At 65.0% G+C, this 16465-nt stretch carries 16 protein-coding genes and 1 pseudogene; 9 read left to right on the plus strand and 8 right to left on the minus strand.

Annotated elements, in window-relative coordinates:
- The first annotated feature begins 58 nt into the window (after positions 1-58).
- The 5 genes from XI02_RS28050 (at position 59) to XI02_RS28070 (ending at position 5886) form a co-directional block, all read left to right on the plus strand.
- Positions 59-1579 (plus strand): M81 family metallopeptidase, encoded by a 1521-nt coding sequence (locus XI02_RS28050; RefSeq protein WP_016846359.1) that lies wholly within the window; start codon positions 59-61, stop codon positions 1577-1579.
- 7 nt (positions 1580-1586) lie between these two features.
- Positions 1587-2759, plus strand: coding sequence for a M20 aminoacylase family protein (locus tag XI02_RS28055; protein WP_018272346.1), 1173 nt, complete (start codon positions 1587-1589; stop codon positions 2757-2759).
- Complete coding sequence (locus tag XI02_RS28060) at positions 2752-4170, plus strand: amidase (RefSeq protein ID WP_172647718.1); 1419 nt, start codon at positions 2752-2754, stop codon at positions 4168-4170. The genes XI02_RS28055 and XI02_RS28060 overlap by 8 nt, the downstream gene beginning before the upstream one ends.
- A 142-nt stretch (positions 4171-4312) precedes the next feature.
- A complete protein-coding gene (locus XI02_RS28065) occupies positions 4313-5203 on the plus strand; it encodes a crotonase/enoyl-CoA hydratase family protein (protein ID WP_172647717.1) in 891 nt (296 codons plus the stop codon).
- The gene (locus XI02_RS28070; RefSeq protein ID WP_172647716.1) at positions 5200-5886 is read left to right on the plus strand and encodes a triacylglycerol lipase; all 687 of its coding nucleotides are present in this window, start codon (positions 5200-5202) and stop codon (positions 5884-5886) included. Before XI02_RS28065 ends, XI02_RS28070 begins: the two co-directional genes overlap by 4 nt.
- A gap of 97 nt (positions 5887-5983) precedes the next feature.
- On the opposite strand, the gene XI02_RS46435 is transcribed toward XI02_RS28070, so the two are convergent.
- The 5 genes and pseudogenes from XI02_RS46435 to XI02_RS28090 form a co-directional block, all read right to left on the minus strand.
- Positions 5984-6445, minus strand: coding sequence for a ketopantoate reductase family protein (locus tag XI02_RS46435; RefSeq protein WP_370144254.1), 462 nt, complete (start codon positions 6443-6445; stop codon positions 5984-5986).
- Positions 6357-6911 (minus strand): annotated as a pseudogene (locus XI02_RS46440) (ketopantoate reductase family protein); the annotation flags it as partial. The pseudogene XI02_RS46440 and the gene XI02_RS46435, both read right to left, overlap by 89 nt.
- A gap of 127 nt (positions 6912-7038) precedes the next feature.
- The gene (locus XI02_RS28080; protein ID WP_172647715.1) at positions 7039-8016 is read right to left on the minus strand and encodes an NADPH:quinone oxidoreductase family protein; all 978 of its coding nucleotides are present in this window, start codon (positions 8014-8016) and stop codon (positions 7039-7041) included.
- Positions 8016-8627 carry a 2-hydroxychromene-2-carboxylate isomerase gene (locus tag XI02_RS28085; RefSeq protein WP_038376289.1) on the minus strand — a complete coding sequence of 204 codons (612 nt, stop codon included), beginning with the start codon at positions 8625-8627 and terminating at the stop codon, positions 8016-8018. The genes XI02_RS28080 and XI02_RS28085 overlap by 1 nt, the downstream gene beginning before the upstream one ends.
- A 99-nt stretch (positions 8628-8726) precedes the next feature.
- Positions 8727-9431 carry a glutathione binding-like protein gene (locus tag XI02_RS28090; protein WP_069279978.1) on the minus strand — a complete coding sequence of 235 codons (705 nt, stop codon included), beginning with the start codon at positions 9429-9431 and terminating at the stop codon, positions 8727-8729.
- Positions 9432-9530: 99 nt separating this feature from the next.
- Between XI02_RS28090 and XI02_RS28095 the strand changes: the two genes are divergently transcribed.
- Complete coding sequence (locus XI02_RS28095; RefSeq protein WP_069279979.1) at positions 9531-10553, plus strand: methionine synthase; 1023 nt, start codon at positions 9531-9533, stop codon at positions 10551-10553.
- A 16-nt stretch (positions 10554-10569) separates the two neighbouring features.
- Here the strand turns inward: XI02_RS28095 and XI02_RS28100 are convergent, their stop codons facing one another.
- The 3 genes from XI02_RS28100 to XI02_RS28110 form a co-directional block, all read right to left on the minus strand.
- A complete protein-coding gene (locus XI02_RS28100) occupies positions 10570-11193 on the minus strand; it encodes a hypothetical protein (RefSeq protein ID WP_172647714.1) in 624 nt (207 codons plus the stop codon).
- Between the two features lie 177 nt (positions 11194-11370).
- Positions 11371-11898, minus strand: coding sequence for a xanthine phosphoribosyltransferase (gene gpt, locus XI02_RS28105; RefSeq protein WP_018272356.1), 528 nt, complete (start codon positions 11896-11898; stop codon positions 11371-11373).
- 6 nt (positions 11899-11904) lie between these two features.
- The gene (locus XI02_RS28110; RefSeq protein ID WP_018272357.1) at positions 11905-12657 is read right to left on the minus strand and encodes a molybdopterin-binding protein; all 753 of its coding nucleotides are present in this window, start codon (positions 12655-12657) and stop codon (positions 11905-11907) included.
- 225 nt (positions 12658-12882) lie between these two features.
- Here XI02_RS28110 and XI02_RS28115 point away from each other — a divergent pair, with 225 nt between their 5' ends.
- The 3 genes from XI02_RS28115 (at position 12883) to XI02_RS28125 (ending at position 16425) form a co-directional block, all read left to right on the plus strand.
- Positions 12883-14301, plus strand: coding sequence for a circularly permuted type 2 ATP-grasp protein (locus tag XI02_RS28115; RefSeq protein ID WP_018272358.1), 1419 nt, complete (start codon positions 12883-12885; stop codon positions 14299-14301).
- A gap of 175 nt (positions 14302-14476) precedes the next feature.
- Positions 14477-15421, plus strand: a complete 945-nt coding sequence (locus XI02_RS28120) for an alpha-E domain-containing protein (RefSeq protein ID WP_018272359.1) — start codon at positions 14477-14479, stop codon at positions 15419-15421.
- A gap of 158 nt (positions 15422-15579) precedes the next feature.
- Positions 15580-16425 carry a transglutaminase family protein gene (locus tag XI02_RS28125; RefSeq protein ID WP_018272360.1) on the plus strand — a complete coding sequence of 282 codons (846 nt, stop codon included), beginning with the start codon at positions 15580-15582 and terminating at the stop codon, positions 16423-16425.
- The last annotated feature ends 40 nt before the right edge of the window (positions 16426-16465 follow it).

A 16465-nucleotide genomic window follows, 5' to 3' on the forward strand; every position in this document is an offset into this window, starting at 1 on the left:
CGCGGTGCGAACCGTTCCAATCGCATCATGATCGAAGAAACGTATCGAGACCAACTTGATGACCCGCATTGCCGTTGGCGGCTTCCTGCACGAGACCAATACCTTCGCACCGACGAAGGCAACCTATGACGATTTCGTGCATGGCGGCGGCTGGCCGTCGATGACGCATGGCACAGACGTGCTCAAGGTCATGCGCAAGATCAATGTCGGCCTCGCCGGCTTTGTCGAGGCGGCGGAAGCCAACGGCTGGGAGCTGGTGCCGACGATCTTCGCCGCGGCGAGCCCGTCGGCACATGTCAGCAAGGACGCGTATGAGCGGATCGTGACCGAAATGGTCGACGGCATCGCCGCGGCCGGACCGATCGACGCCGTCTATCTCGACCTGCACGGCGCCATGGTCACCGAGCATTATGACGATGGTGAAGGCGAAACGCTGGCCCGCGTGCGCAAGGCGATCGGCAACGACCTGCCGCTGGTGGCGAGCCTCGATCTGCATGCGAACGTTTCACCGAAGATGATCGAACATGCCGATGCGCTGATCGCCTACCGCACCTATCCGCATGTCGACATGGCCGAAACCGGCCGCGCCTGCGCCCGGCATCTGGCGCTGATGCTCAAGTCCAGGCAGCGCTTCGCCAAGGCATTCCGGCAACTGCCGTTCCTGATCCCGATCAGCTGGCAATGCACCAACGACCAGCCCACAAAAGGCATCTATCAAAAGCTCGCCGCGCTCGAGAGCGACGCGGTGCCGACGCTGTCGTTTGCGCCGGGCTTCCCCGCCGCCGATTTCAGGGATTGCGGGCCGAGCGTGTTCGCCTATGGCCGGACCCAGGCCGAAGCGGATGCCGCCGCCGACAAGGTCGTCGCCCTGGTCGAGAGCCATGAGGATGATTTCGACGGCCGGATCTATTCGCCCGACGAAGGCGTACGGCTGGCGATGGAACTGGCGAAATCGGCCAGCAAGCCGATCATCATCGCCGATACCCAGGACAATCCCGGCGCCGGCGGCGATTCCGACACGACAGGCATGCTGCGCGCGCTGGTGCGCAACAGAGCGAGCGCCGCAACCGGCGTGATCTACGACCCGCAATCCGCGAAGGCCGCGCACACCGCCGGTGTCGGGGCATCAGTCACGCTCGAGCTCGGCGGCAAGTCCGGTATCCCCGGCGACGCGCCGTACAAGGAGACTTTCGTCGTCGAACAGCTCTCGGATGGAAAATTCGTGGCTCCCGGTCCCTATTTCGGCGGCCGCGACATGGATATGGGCCCCTCGGCCTGCCTGCGGGTCGGCGACGTCCGCGTCGTGGTCGGCTCCTACAAGGCCCAGCTTGCCGACCAGGCGATGTACCGCTACGTCGGCATCGAGCCGACGGCACAGAAGATTTTGGTCAACAAGAGCTCGGTGCACTTCCGCGCCGATTTCGAGCCGATCGCCGAGAAGCTGCTGATTTGCGCCGCTCCCGGCGCGATGCCCGCCGATACCGCCACGCTGCCGTGGAGACATTTGCGTCCCGGCATTCGTATCAAGCCGAACGGCCCCGCTTTCACACCCACCTCCCCATCACGCACAAACGGATAGAGAGACCATGCCGACCATTGAGCGCATCGACAGTTTTGCCGACGAACTCACCGCCATCAGACGGGATCTGCATGCGCATCCCGAGATCGGCTTCGAGGAGGTCCGCACCTCAGGCATCGTCGCCGACAAGCTCGCGAGCTGGGGCATCGAGGTGCATCGCGGCCTCGGCGGCACCGGTGTGGTCGGCGTGCTCAAGGGCAAGGGCAACGGCACCAAGAAGATCGGCCTGCGCGCCGACATGGACGCGCTGCCGATGGAGGAGAACACCAATCTGAAGTGGCGCTCCACAATTCCCGGCCGCTTCCACGGCTGCGGCCATGACGGCCACACCACGATGCTGCTCGGCTCGGCACGCTATCTCGCCGAGACCCGCAATTTCGACGGCACCGTGCACTTCATCTTCCAGCCGGCCGAGGAAGGCCTCGGCGGCGCGCGCGCCATGATCAAGGACGGCCTGTTCAAGCAGTTCCCCTGCGACGAGGTCTATGGCCTGCACAACGCGCCCGATCTGAACCATGGCGAGATCGCGATCCTGCCGGGCCCGGCGATGGCCGCAGCCGACTTCTTCGACATCAGGATCCAGGGCTACGGCGCCCATGGCGCGATGCCGGAGCGCTCCAAGGACGCGGTCGTGATCGCCATGACGCTCGGACAGGCGTTGCAGTCGATCGTCAGCCGCAACGTCGATCCGCTGCAGGCTGCGGTGCTGTCGATCACGCAGATCCATTCCGGGTCGGCGTACAACGTCATTCCCGGCGAAGCCTGGATGTGCGGCACGGTGCGCTGCTTCTCCGACGAGATCCGTGAGCTGATCCGCAAGCGCATGCGCGAAATCTCCGCCGGCTTTGCGGCGGCATACGGCGCCGAAATCTCGGTCGAGATCCGCGACGGCTTCAGCGTGCTGGTGAATCAGGAAGAACAGTCCCGCGTGGTCGAGGAAGTCGCGCGCACCGTCGTCGACCCCGCCAAGGTGATCACGCGCTCGACGCCGAAGATGGGCAGCGAGGATTTCGCCGACATGATGCAGGCCATTCCCGGCGCCTATTTCTGGGTCGGCCATGACGGCTCCGTGCCCGTTCACAATCCCGGTTACGTTCTCGACGACAAGATCCTGCCGATCGGCGCCAGCATGTTCGCCCGCATCATCGAGAAACGCATGCCGGCAGGTGCGCATGCATAAGCCCAAAGGGGACGCCATCACGTCGCTGCACGATCTCTCCGCCGTCGACCTGCTCGCCGGCTATCGTGCCAAGCAGTTCTCGCCGTCCGAGGTGCTGGAGGAAATCATCTCCCAGGTCGCGACCTGGGAGCCGCACATCAAGGCGCTGTATCTGTACGACCCGGAAGGGGCGCGGAAGGTCGCCAAGACCTCGACCGAGCGCTGGCAGCAGGCCGAGCCGGCCGGCACGCTCGATGGCGTTCCCGCCACCATCAAGGACAATGTCGCGACCAAGGGGCAGCCGGTGCCGCTGGGCGCGGCGAGCGTCAAGCTGGCGCCCGCGGAGAAGGATGCACCGCCTGCGGCGCGGCTGCGCGAGGCCGGCTGCGTGATCTTCTCCAAGACCACGATGCCGGACTACGGCATGCTGTCGTCGGGCCTGTCGTCGTTCCATCCCCTGACCCGCAATCCCTGGGATGTCAGCAAGAACCCCGGCGGCTCGAGCGCCGGCGCGGGCGCGGCAGGTGCCGCCGGCTACGGTCCCTTGCATCTCGGCACCGATATCGGCGGCTCGGTGCGGCTGCCGGCCAACTGGTGCGGCCTCGTCGCATTGAAGCCGAGCCTCGGCCGCGTGCCGATCGACCCGCCTTATGTCGGCCGTGTCGCCGGTCCGATGACCCGCACCGTCGACGACGCCGCGCTGATGATGAGCGTGCTGTCGCGTCCCGACCGCCGCGACGGCATGAGCCTGCCGGCGCTCGAGGTGAACTGGAAGGCGCTGGAGAAGTCGCCGCGCAAGCTGCGCATCGGGCTGATGCTCGACGCCGGCTCCGGTCAGAAGGTCGAGAAGGAGGTTCGCGAGATCGTCGTGAAAGCGGCGAAGGCGTTCGAATCCGCCGGCGCCGTCATCACCGAGATCGACGGCATCCTGACGCCCGAGATGCTTGAGGGGCTCGACAATTTCTGGCGCGCCCGGACCTGGGACGAGCTGTCGAAACTGTCGCAGGCCGAGCGCGGCAAGACCCTGCCCTACATCCTCAACTGGGCAGAGGCCGGCGCAAAGCTCTCCGGCGTCGATGTGGTGCGCGGCTTCAACCAGACGATGGCGATCCGCGCGGCCGCCGCGAAATTGTTCTGCGAGGTCGACTACGTGATCTCGCCGGTGTCGCCGGTGGTGAACTTCCCGGCCGAGTTCGCCGCACCGCTCAACGACCCCGCAAAGCCGTTCGAGCACATCTGCTTTACCGTGCCGTGGAATATGTCGGAGAACCCGGCGCTGTCGATCAACGGCGGCTACGACAAGAAGGGCTTTCCGATCGGCGTCCAGATCATCGGCCGCCGCTTCGACGACATCGGCGTGCTCGGCATGGGCAAGGCGTTCGAAGGCCTGCGCGGCCCGCAGAAGCCGTGGCCCGCGCCGCCGAAGAAGTAAAGCAGCGCCTCAACGCAAGTCAGGATGCGCGGGGGCCAAGCCTGCGCATCCCTCTTCTTCACAAGGGATGATTGCCGGGTTAACTGGATGGAGACGCGCGCCAGCGCCGTTCATTCAAGAAAACCGAGAGGAAATCATCCCCATGGCGTATGAGACGATCAAGTACGAGGTCGCCGAGCAGATCCTGACCATCACGCTGAACCGGCCCGACAAGCTCAACGCCTTCAACGCCACGATGCAGCAGGAGCTGATCGACGCGTTCGACAAAGCCGACAAGGACGACGACGTCAGGGCGATCATCGTGACGGGTGCAGGCCGCGGCTTCTGCGCCGGCGCCGATCTCTCCTCCGGCGCCAACACGTTCGACCGCGATGCACGGCGCGGTCCGGTCAAGCGCAATGCCGACGGCAGCGTCGACTACAGCGATCCGCAGGTGCGCGACGGCGGCGGGCAAGTGACGCTGCGGATCTTCAAGTGCCTGAAGCCGGTGATCGCCGCGGTGAACGGCCCGGCGGTCGGCATCGGCGTCACCATGCAGCTTGCGATGGATATCCGCATCGCCTCCGACGCCGCGCGCTTCGGCTTCGTGTTCTCCCAGCGCGGCATCGTGCCGGAAGCCGCATCGAGCTGGTTCCTGCCGCGCATCGTCGGCATTTCGCAGGCGCTGGAATGGTGCTACTCCGGCCGCGTCTTCCCGGCGCAGGAAGCGCTCGCCGGGCGGCTCGTCAGCAAGGTGGTGCCGCCCGATGACCTGTTGCCGACCGCGCGCGCGCTCGCCAAGGAGTTCGCGGCCAAGACCGCGCCGGTGTCGGTGGCGCTGATCCGCCAGATGATGTGGCGCATGATGAGCGCCGACGATCCGATGGAGGCGCACAAGGTCGACAGCCGCGGCATCTATGCCCGCGGCCGCTCCGACGACGTCAAGGAAGGCGTGGTGTCGTTCCTGGAAAAGCGCCCCGCGCAGTTCAAGAACAAGGTCTCGTCGGACATGCCCGACTATTTCCCGTGGTGGCAAGAGCGCGACTATAAGTGAGCGAACGGCGTCAAGCGGCATCCACGCTTGACGGCGTCGTCCTGCTGCACGGCATCAGCAGGACGGCGCGCTCGTTTCGCAGGATGGAGCTGGCCCTGAGGACTGCCGGCTTTGCCACCCTCAATCTCGACTATGACAGCCGGCGCAAGGGTCTCGACGCGCTGGCCGAGGACATCCATCCTTCGCTCGATCAATTCGCGCGCAGCCTCGACGGCTCCGTGCATTTCGTCTGCCATTCGATGGGCGGGCTTCTGGCGCGCGTCTATCTGGCAAGGCATCGCCCGGCGCGGCTCGGCCGCATCGTGATGCTGGGCACACCGAACGGCGGCAGCGAGATCGCCGACCGCCTGAAGAACCTCGCGGCTTATCGCGCCTATTTCGGTCCGGCCGGCCAGCAGCTCGTCACCCGCCGCGATGCGGCGACCAGCGCGCTGCTGCCGTCGATCGATTATTGCGCCGGCATCATCGCCGGCAACCGCTCGGTCTATCCGATCACCTCCATCGGCCTGCCGCGGCCGCATGACGGCCGGGTGTCGGTCGCCAACACCAGGCTCGACGGCATGGCCGATCACATCGTGATCCGCACGTCGCATCCCTGGCTGGTGCGCAACGCCGAGGCGATCGCGCAGACCATCGCGTTCTTGCAAGAGGGGAAATTCAGCACAAATCGTCAGGTGGACTAAAGCGCGATGTGATTAGGTTGAATCGTCATCGCGCTTTAGCTCTTTGTTTGAGCGTGATCTTTTCGGAAAACCGCTTCGCACTTTTCCGGATCATGCTTTAGGCGCGGGCGTTACCCATCCTGTGCAGCTTGAGCATGGCATAGACCGCATTGTTGGCTGGCGTCGGAATGCCAAGCGGGCGGGCGAACTCCACCACCTTTCCGGCGAGCCAGTCGAGTTCGAGCCGGTTGCCGCGTTCGAGATCGTGCAGCATGGAAGCCTTGAAGGTGGGTGGCGAGGTTTCTGCGAATTTCATTCTGTCCTCGGCAAAATTCTCCGGAATCGGAACGCCCCTGGCACGGCCGACCGCGACCACCTCGCTCATCAGGCTGTAAAAGAACGCTCGCGTATCCGGGTCGGCCAGGATCGGCCCCCAGCGGCTGGCGAGTCGTTGCGGTCGCGCCTGATAGTCCGACGAGGAATACGAATTTCTGCCAGCGCTCGCGGTCAATCCCGTCGGACACCGAGATGTCGATCCCGGCCGCTTGGGCGGCGTCGGCAAAGGCCTTGAGACCCTCATCGGGCTTGCCGTCGGTCCTGCCGCAGACCATGCGCGCGAACTGGCTCGTGTGGGTGACGACGCCAGGCGCGGACAGCACCGTAGCAATATAGGCACTTCCGGCGACCACATTGTCGGCGCCGAGAATCGGGGCGATCCGCTCCGCGCTATCGACGCCGTTTTGCAACGGGATCACCCGGGTGCCGGGTCCGACCAGGGGGAGAGACAACCTGGCTGCCGTCTCGCTGTCCCAAAGCTTGACCGCGAACAGAACGATATCGACCGGGCCGACCGCGGCAGGATCATCGGTCACGTTGGGTTCGGGCAAATGAAGATTGCCAAGCACGCTCTCGACCTTGAGACCGTTTTTTCTGATCGCCTCGAGGTTGGAACCGCGTGCGATGAAGAACACGTCGTGCCCTGCCGCAGCCATACGTGCTCCGAAATAACCGCCGAGGGCACCGGCCGCCATCACAGCGATACGCATGTCATCCTCCACGCTGCCACGACACTCAGCCGGCAGAGGATATCACGCGACGGACCCGGGTTCGATTCCCTGGACGTCAGGCCCATCGCGTCATTTGGCTGCACTGCAGAATTTGAGCGCTGTGGTTTCACGGCCTCGTCAGCAGCGCCACACGCCCGATCGCCTTGCGCTCGATCAACAGCCGCATCGCCTTCGCGTAGTCTTCCAGCGGCAGCCGGTGCGAGATATTCGGCCGCACCCGGCCGGCCTCGGCCCATTCGCTCAGCGCCTTGAACCTGACCTCGCCGAGCGCGGGATCCTTGCGCACGGCCTCGCCGGCGCGAACGCCGAGCACGCTCGCACCCTTGATCATCAACAGATTGGTGCGGGCAAGACCGATGCCGCCGGTGAAGCCGACGACGAGAATGCGCGCGCCCCAGTTGATGCAGCGCATCGAATTCTCGAACACCTCGCCGCCGACGGGATCGAACACGACATCGGCGCCGCGACCGTCGGTGAGGCGCTTGACCGCATCGCGGAACGGCTCGCGCGCATAGAGAACGAGATGGTCCGCGCCGCGCGCCCTGGCGATTGCAAGCTTCTCCTCGCTCGAAGCCGCGGCGATCACCGTGGCGCCGAGCAACTTGCCGATCTCGACCGCGGCAAGCCCGACACCGCCGCCGGCGCCATGCACCAGCAGCACCTCGCCCGGCTTGATCTGCCCGCGGTCGATCAGCGCATGATAGGCGGTGCCGTGCGCGGCCAGGAAGGTCGCGCCTTCCGCGTAGTCGAAGGTTGGCGGCACCGGTACGAGTTGCGACGGCGTTGCAACCGTCTCGTCGCAATAGGCGCCGAAGCGCATCTTGACGATCACCTTGTCGCCGACGGCGACGCCGGCGGCGTTATTGACCTCGACGACATCGCCGGCCGCTTCCGAGCCCGGCGTGAACGGCAGCGGCGGCTTGAGCTGGTACTCTCCGGCGGCCATCAGGATGTCGGGAAAGTTGATCCCGGCGGCGCGGATCGCAACCCGCACCTGGCCCGGCTGCAACGGCACCGAGGCAAAGCTCTCAAGTTGAAGACGTTCGGGCGGCCCGAGCTCGCGGCAAACGACGGCTTTCGGCATCAGGCGGCCCGCGCCTTGAGGCGCGCCAGCGCCTCGCGGATCAGCGGCAGGCGATCGTTGCCGAAATACATGTCGGTCTTGTCGAGATAGATCGTCGGCGAGCCGAAGCCGCCGCGCGCCATCACCTCCTCGGTGTTGGCCTTGAGCTGATCCTTGATCGCCTGGTCGCCGATGCCGGCCAGGAATTTTTCAGGATCGATCCCGAGCTTGCTGCAGATCTCGGTCAGCACCGCATCCTGCGAGATGTCCTTGTCGTCACCCCAATAGGCCTCGAACACGGCGCGCGCGAACGGCACCATTTTCTCGTTACCGAGAAGGATGCAGCCGCGCATCGCCTTGACGCTGTTCACCGGGAATACGGTCGGCGGCATCTTGATCGCAAGGCCGGCCGAACGCGCCCAGTCGCCGAGGTCCTTCTTCATGTAGCGCGCCTTCAGCGGCACCGGCTTCTCGCGCTGCGCGTAGACCGACGGATTGACGGTGTTGAAGATGCCGCCGACCAGGATCGGCCGCCAGGTGATCGGCGCGTCGAACTCCTTCGCGATCGGCTGGATGTTGTGCCAGGCGAGATAGGTCCACGGGCTGGAGCAGTCGAAGAAGAATTCGATCATGGCGTTTCCCTTTGTCTATTCCACATTCATTCTCGTCATTCCGGGATGCGCCGCAAGCGGCAGAGCTCGCGACTGTGTCGCGCCACGGAATAACAAGCATCATTTCTTCTCGACCAATTCCTTCGCACGCTGGCCGAACATGTTCTTGCGTGACTCCTCGTCAAACGGCTCCTTGACGAATTTTCCGATCGCAAGCCCCGCCTGCACCTGCGGGCGGGCGCGCACCGTCGCGTACCAGCGCTTGATGTTCGGGAAATCGTCGAGGGTAAAACCCTGCGCCTTATGGGTCATGGTCCAGGGGAAGCAGGCGATGTCGGCGATCGAATAGTCGTCGCCGGCGATGTAGGCGCCGGTCTTGCCGAGCTGGCGGTCGAGCACGCCGTAGAGCCGCGCGGTCTCGTCGCGGTAGCGTTCGATCGCGTAGGGAATCTTCTCGGCCGCATAGAGCGCGAAATGGCCGTGCTGGCCGAGCATCGGCCCGAGGCCGCCCATCTGCCACATCACCCATTGGATGACGTTCGACCGCGCACGCAACTCCCGCGACAGGAAACGGCCGGCCTTGTCGGCGAGATAGATCAGGATCGCGCCGGTCTCGAACACCGAGAACGGCCCGCCGCCGTCGGCGGGCGCATGGTCGACGATGGCGGGGATGCGGTTGTTCGGGCTGATCGCCAGGAACTCGGGCCGAAACTGCTCGCCGGCGCGGATGTTCACCGGGATCACCGTGTAGGGCAGCCCCAGTTCCTCCAGCATGATCGAGATCTTCCAGCCGTTCGGCGTCGGCGCGTAGTGCAGATCGATCATCGGCGTTCTATCCCCCATCACAAAGACTTTTGTTGTTCTGTACCTCCACCTTAGGACATGGCACACAGGCGCTCAATCAGAACCCAACAGGAGGCACCCATGCTGTTTCCAACCACGATCGCAGGCTCGCTGCCGAAGCCGGAATGGCTCGCCGAGCCGAACATGCTGTGGGCACCCTGGAAGTCGGAGGGCGCCGAGCTCGCCCGCGCCAAGCGCGACGCCACCATTCTGGCGATCAAGCTGCAGGAGGATGCCGGCGTCGACATCGTCACCGAGGGCGAGCAGGCGCGCCAGCATTTCGTGCACGGCTTCCTGGAGCGGATCGAGGGCATCGATTTCGCCCACAAGGTCGAGATGGGCATCCGCAAGGACCGATATAAGGCGATGGTGCCGCAGGTGGTCGCGCCGCTGCAGCTCAAGGGCCGCGTCCACGAGGGCGAGGCCCGTGCGGCCCGCGCGCACACCAAGAACCGGCTGAAATTCACCATGCCCGGCCCGATGACGATCATCGATACCATCGCCGACAAATATTACGGCGACCGCGTGAAGATGGCCTTCGCTTTCGCGGAGCTTTTGAATCAGGAGGCGAAGGCGCTCGAGGCCGACGGCGTCGACATGATCCAGTTCGACGAGCCCGCCTTCAACGTCTACATGGACCAAGTGCGCGACTGGGGCATCAAGGCGCTGGAGCGCGCCGCCGAAGGCCTGAGCTGCGCCACCGCCGTGCACATCTGCTACGGCTACGGCATCAAGGCCAACACCGACTGGAAGCAGACGCTCGGCGGCGAGTGGCGGCAATACGAGGAGACCTTCCCCGTCATCGACAAGAGCACGATCCAGCAGGTCGCGATCGAATGCCGCAACTCGAAGGTGCCGATCGAACTGCTGGCGGCGCTCCCCGGCAAGATCGTGCAGGCCGGCGTGATCGACGTCGCCAGCGACGAGATCGAGACCGCCGAGGACGTCGTCAAGGTGATCGAGGCGGTCGCCAAGCACGTGCCGAAGGGCAACATCATCGCGACCACCAATTGCGGCATGGCGCCGATGCGGCGGGACATCGCCGAAGCCAAGCTGATCGCGCTGGGCGCCGGTGCCAAGCTGGCGCGGCAGCGGCTGGCGTAACGACCACGCCGGGAGATCAACTTAGAACGGCCATCGCGCTCGGATGCAACACGGGCCGGTAGCCGGCCTGGAAGGCGCGCACCGTCGATGGCGGCGTCAGCAGCATGGCCGGCTCGGGTACGTCGGCCCGGCTGTAACCGGCGAACGACCAGCGCAACGTGGCGCCGTCGGCGACGAGGTAGCTCTCGCCGCTCGCCTGCACCATCGTCCCGTCGGGCAAGTCGCGCAATCGCGTCAGCAGCGGATGCAGCCGCTTCTTGCCGCGGTCGATCCGCTCGGCATGCAGCACCGCATCCATCGCCTTGGCGCTGAGATCGCTGACGCCGTTGCCCTGCTCCCAGCAGCCGCGAAACCGCTTGGCATCGTCACGGCGGCAGTAGAAGCAGGGCCGGTGTCCGGCCGCAAACGCGGTGGCCTCATCGAGGAAGAACAGCTCGGTCCAGCTCTGCCGGCTCATCACCTCGCGCCGACGTCCCCTGAACTCGCAGACGCAGGTGAGCCACGCCGGGCTCGACCAGCGCTTGTTCAGCAGCGTGCGCGTCGTGGGATCGTGGATGATACCGCGATTTCCGGTGAAAGTGCCGCGGTGTTCTGACGCGACGATGTCGCCGGTGGGCGTGACGCGATTTTGCAGGGGCATGGTCTTCCTTCCCCCTCGCCCCGCTCTTGCGGGGTCGAGACAAGCGCAGCTCGCTCTTAGAGGGTTGGGGTGAGGGGCTGCTTCCGCAAAGATAGTGAGAGACGAACTCGCCGTGAGTCCCCCTCACCCGATCGCTCCGCGATCGACCTCTCCCCGCAAGCGGGGCGAGGTGACGATCTACGCCGCCCCGTCACGGATCGGCGGCTGGAACGACAGCGCGGTGTCCCAGGGGAAGAAGATCCAGGTGTCCTGCGACACCTCGGTGATGTAGGTGTCGACCAGCGGGCGTCCCTTCGGCTTGGCGTAGACGGTTGCGAAATGCGCGTCGGGAAGCAGCTCGCGCACCAGCCTGCCGGTCTTGCCGGTATCGACGAGGTCGTCGACGATCAACAGTCCCTTGCCGGTGCCGCCGCCGAGCTTGGCGGTCTGCTCCGAAATGCCCTTGAGCACTTTCAGATCGCCCTGCTTGTCGTGGTCGTAGCTGGCGACGCAGACGGTATCGATCACCCGCAAGCCGAGCTCGCGCGCCACGATTGCCGCCGGCACCAGCCCACCGCGGGTGATCGCGATCACCGCTTGGAACGGGCCGACCTCATTGAGCCGCCAGGTCAGCGCCCGGCAATCCCGGTGGAATTGATCCCACGAGACCGGAAACGGCCTGCCGGCCCGCTCCTGCGCACTCGGTTCAGAATTTCGTTCAACCATATCGTCTCAACCCGCCGGTTTCTTCTGCGCGGCCTGCACTTGCTTCAACATCTCCTTCACGGCGGCCATTGCCGCTGCGAGCTTTTCCGGATCGCGCGAGCGCACCACCAGATTGGTGTTCGGCTTCTGGTTCTCGTCCTGGAACGGATAGCTGCCGATGATGGTGTCGGGATTGGCTTCCGCGATCGCCCGCAGCGGGCCGCCGATGTCGCCTTCCCGTGCATCGGCGCGGACCGAGTCCGACAGCATCCGCACGCCGGACTTCAGGCTCGGCGCCACGATGTCCATCATCGCCTGCATGATGCTGGGGATGCCGGCCATCACGATGACATTGCCGAGCTTGAAGCCCGGCGCCAGGATGGTCGCGCTCTGGATCAGCTCGGCGCCGTCAGGCACCCGGGCCATTCTGAGCCGCGCCTCGTTGAGGTCCTGCTCGCTCCAGCGCTCCCTGAACCGCGCCACCACCTCGGGGTGATGGTGGATATCGACCCCGAACGCCTTCGCCACGCTGTCGGCGGTGATGTCGTCATGGGTCGGCCCGATGCCGCCGGTGGTGAACACGTAGGTGTACCTATGCCGCAGCGCATCAAGGGCGGAGACGATGTCGGCCTCGTCATCGGCGACGACGCGGACCTCCTTCAGGTCGATGCCGATGTTGGTCAGGTATTCGGCGATGAAGCCGATGTTCTTGTCCTTGGTCCGGCCGGACAGGATCTCGTCGCCGATCACCAATATCCCCGCCGTGACGATCTCGCTCATGGTCTCATTCCCTAACTTGATCCCCTGACATTGCCGATCCAATGCCTTGATGTCACGGGGTTTTGCCGCCGAATTAAGCAGACCTCAGCCGGTTTTTCGGGCAGGCCTTCCACCTCACCCATAGCAAATGCCGCAAGCCAATGCATATCGCGCTGGCCCGCCCCTTGCTACCATCCCATCAAGTCATGCACTGTGTCACATGGCTTGGGAGGGCAGTCGGGCTATATGGCAGTCGCGTTCGATGAGATGAATGGCCTCGGCGAGGATCTCCGCCCGGCCTACCAGGAGCTCTCCCGCTGGCTCAAAGAGACGCCGCCGGATGCGCTCGAATATCGACGCCAGGAAGCGGAGCTCTTGTTCCGCCGGATCGGCATCACCTTCGCGGTCTATGGCGATGCCGAGGCCCAGGAGCGGCTGATCCCGTTCGACGTCATCCCCCGCATCATGTCGGCGACCGAGTGGACGCTGCTGGAGAAGGGTCTCAAGCAGCGCGTGCTCGCGCTCAACATGTTCTTGAAGGACATCTATCACGGCCGCGACATCCTGCGCGCCAACGTCATCCCCGAAGACCTGATCTTCCAGAACCCGGTGTTCCGTCCGGAGATGAACGGCCAGGACGTGCCGCACGACATCTACGTCCACATCGCCGGCATCGACATCATCCGCACCGATCCCGATAATTTCATCGTGCTGGAGGACAATGCGCGCACGCCATCCGGCGTGTCCTACATGCTGGAAAACCGCGAGATCATGATGCGGCTGTTTCCGGACCTGTTCGCGCGGCACCGCGTCGCGCCGGTGGACCGTTATCCGGACGAGCTGCTGTCGGCGCTGCGCTCGGTCGCGCCGCACAGCGCCTCCGCCGAGCCGACGGTCGCGCTGATGACGCCGGGCGTCTACAACTCGGCCTATTACGAGCACTCCTTCCTCGCCGACAAGCTCGGCATCGAGCTGGTCGAGGGGCGCGACCTCATCGTCAAGAACGACGAGGTGTTCATGCGCACCACCGAGGGGCTGAAGCGGGTCGACGTGATCTACCGCCGCGTCGACGACGATTTTCTCGATCCCCTGACCTTCCGGCCGGATTCCGCGCTCGGCGTCCCCGGGCTGATGTCGGCTTACGCCGCCGGCAACATCACGCTCGCCAATGCGGTCGGCACCGGCATCGCCGACGACAAGGCGATCTATTCCTACATGCCCGACATCGTGAAGTTCTACCTCAGCGAGGAGCCGATTCTGAAGAACGTGCAGACCTGGCGCTGCCGCGAACCGCAGGATCTGTCCTATGTGCTCGACAACCTCGACGACCTCGTCGTCAAGGAGGTGCACGGCTCCGGCGGCTACGGCATGCTGATCGGCCCCGCCGCCACCAAGGCGACCATCGAGGCGTTCCGCGACAAGCTCAAGCGCGAGCCGGAGAGCTTCATCGCCCAGCCGACGCTGGCGCTGTCGACCTGTCCGACCTGCACCGACAAGGGGCTGGCGCCGCGCCATGTCGACCTCCGCCCGTTCGTGCTGACCGGCTCTAACCACACCACCATCGTGCCCGGCGGGCTGACCCGCGTCGCCCTGAAGGAAGGCTCGCTCGTCGTCAATTCGAGCCAGGGCGGCGGCACCAAGGACACCTGGATACTGAGTGAGTGATTTGAATCGAAGCATGACGCGGAAGTACCCCCTCCCCCTGCAAGGGGGAGGGTCGGGGTGGGGGTCGGCCGCATACGCCGAATGGAGAGAGGACCCCCACCCGGCGCTACGCGCCGACCTCCCCCTTGCAGGGGGAGGTGAATTCAGAACACGTTTCGTTTTGTAGGACCTCCACATGCTGTCGCGCACCGCCGAAAACCTGTTCTGGCTGGCCCGTTATGTCGAACGCGCCGAATATCTGGCGCGCACCATCGATGCGACGCTGCGCGTCACCGCGCTGCCCGCGGCCTATGTCGGCAAGACCAATGAGTGGGATTCCGCACTGCTCACCGCCGGCGTCGGCGCGAGCTTCTACGATCACTATGAGGAAGCCAACGAGCGGAACGTCATCGAATATCTCTCCTTCTCGTCGGAAAATCCGTCCTCGATCAAGAACTGCATCGAGGCGGCGCGGCTCAATTCACGCTCGGTGCGGACAGCACTGACGTCGGAGATGTGGGACACCATCAACTCGGCCTGGATCGAACTGCAGGCGGTCTGGAACAAGGGTCCCGCCAACCGCGAGGAGCTGGCCAAATTCCTGCGCTTCGTGCAGGAAACCTCGCTGCGCTTCGACGGCTCGGCCTACCGCACCATGCTGCGCAACGACGCCTACTGGTTCTCGCGGCTCGGGGTCCATCTCGAGCGCGCCGACAACACCGCGCGGATTCTCGACGTGAAGTATCACATGCTCCTGCCCGAGGAGGAGCATGTCGGCGGCCCGCTGGACTACTATCAGTGGACCTCGATCCTGCGCTCGGTGTCGGCAACGACTGCCTATCACTGGGTCTACCGGGAAACCCTGAAGCCCTGGCTGATCGCCGACCTGTTGATCCTCAACGACACGCTGCCGCGCTCGCTTGCCAGCTGCTACAGCAACCTCGTGCGCAACCTCGACCAGATCGGCGTCGCCTATGGCCGCCAGGGCGCCTCGCAACGCCATGCCCGCGGCATCAGGAACCGGCTCGAGCACAGCAACATGGACGATATCTTCCAGCACGGCGTGCACGAATTCATCCAGGAATTCATCGCGGACAACTCACGGCTGGGTGAGATCATCACCAAACAGTACCTGATCTGACCGATACGGCCGAAAAACGCTCAAATTGTCGTCATGGCGGGCCAAAAGCGCGAAGCGCGTCTTCGCATGGGTGTCCCGGCCATCGACGTCTTGCTTTCGCGGCCGATTAGGACGAAAGACGTCATGCCCCGAAAAACCGACTGAACTCCGGTTGAGCCATGCGCCTGCGGATAGCCCATACCACCACCTATCGCTACGAGCCGGCGGCCTCGGGCGTAATCCAGATTCTGCGCATGACGCCCGGCAGCCATGACGGCCAGTATGTCGCGGATTGGCAGATCGACGTCTCGACCGATTCCCGGCTCGACACCCACGAGGATGCTTTCGGCAACGTCACCCATGTGCTGACGCATGGTTCGATCAGTGACCTCACGATTCATTGCGAAGGCCTGATCGAGACCCAAGACACCGGCGGCGTCCTGAAGGGCACCGACGAGCGGTTTCCGCCGAACCTGTTCCTGCGCGCGACGCCACTGACCGACCTCAACCCGGCGATGACGGCCGTCGTGCGCGAATTGCGCACGGAGGCCGGCGGCGACGTGCTCGGCTTCCTGCACGCGCTGATGGCGCAGATCTACGAGCACATGACCTTCGACGAGGACCCGACCAACAGCGCCACCTCGGCCGCCGAGGCGTTCGCGCTGAAGCGCGGCGTCTGCCAGGACTACGCTCACATCCTGATCGCCTGCGCCCGCGCCGGCGGTGTTCCGGCGCGGTTCGTCTCCGGCCACTTCCTGCGCTCCGACGGCATGGTCAACCAGCAGGCCGGCCACGCCTGGGCCGAGGCCTTCGTGCCCGATCTCGGCTGGGTCGGCTTCGACGCCGCCAACGGCATCTGCACCACCGACGCCCATGCCCGCGTCGCGATCGGCCTCGACTATCTCGGCGCCGCCCCGGTCCGCGGCACCCGCTATGGCGGCGGCAACGAGACGCTGACGGTCGCGGTCAAGGTCGACCAGGCCGGCCGCCCCGGACAGTGGCAGAGCCACCAGACGCAGTCGTAGGGCTGATCCCGCTCCGCGTCTGTCATTGCGAGCCCACGGG

Source organism: Bradyrhizobium sp. CCBAU 21365 (genome assembly GCF_015291305.1).
GTDB lineage: Bacteria > Pseudomonadota > Alphaproteobacteria > Rhizobiales > Xanthobacteraceae > Bradyrhizobium > Bradyrhizobium elkanii.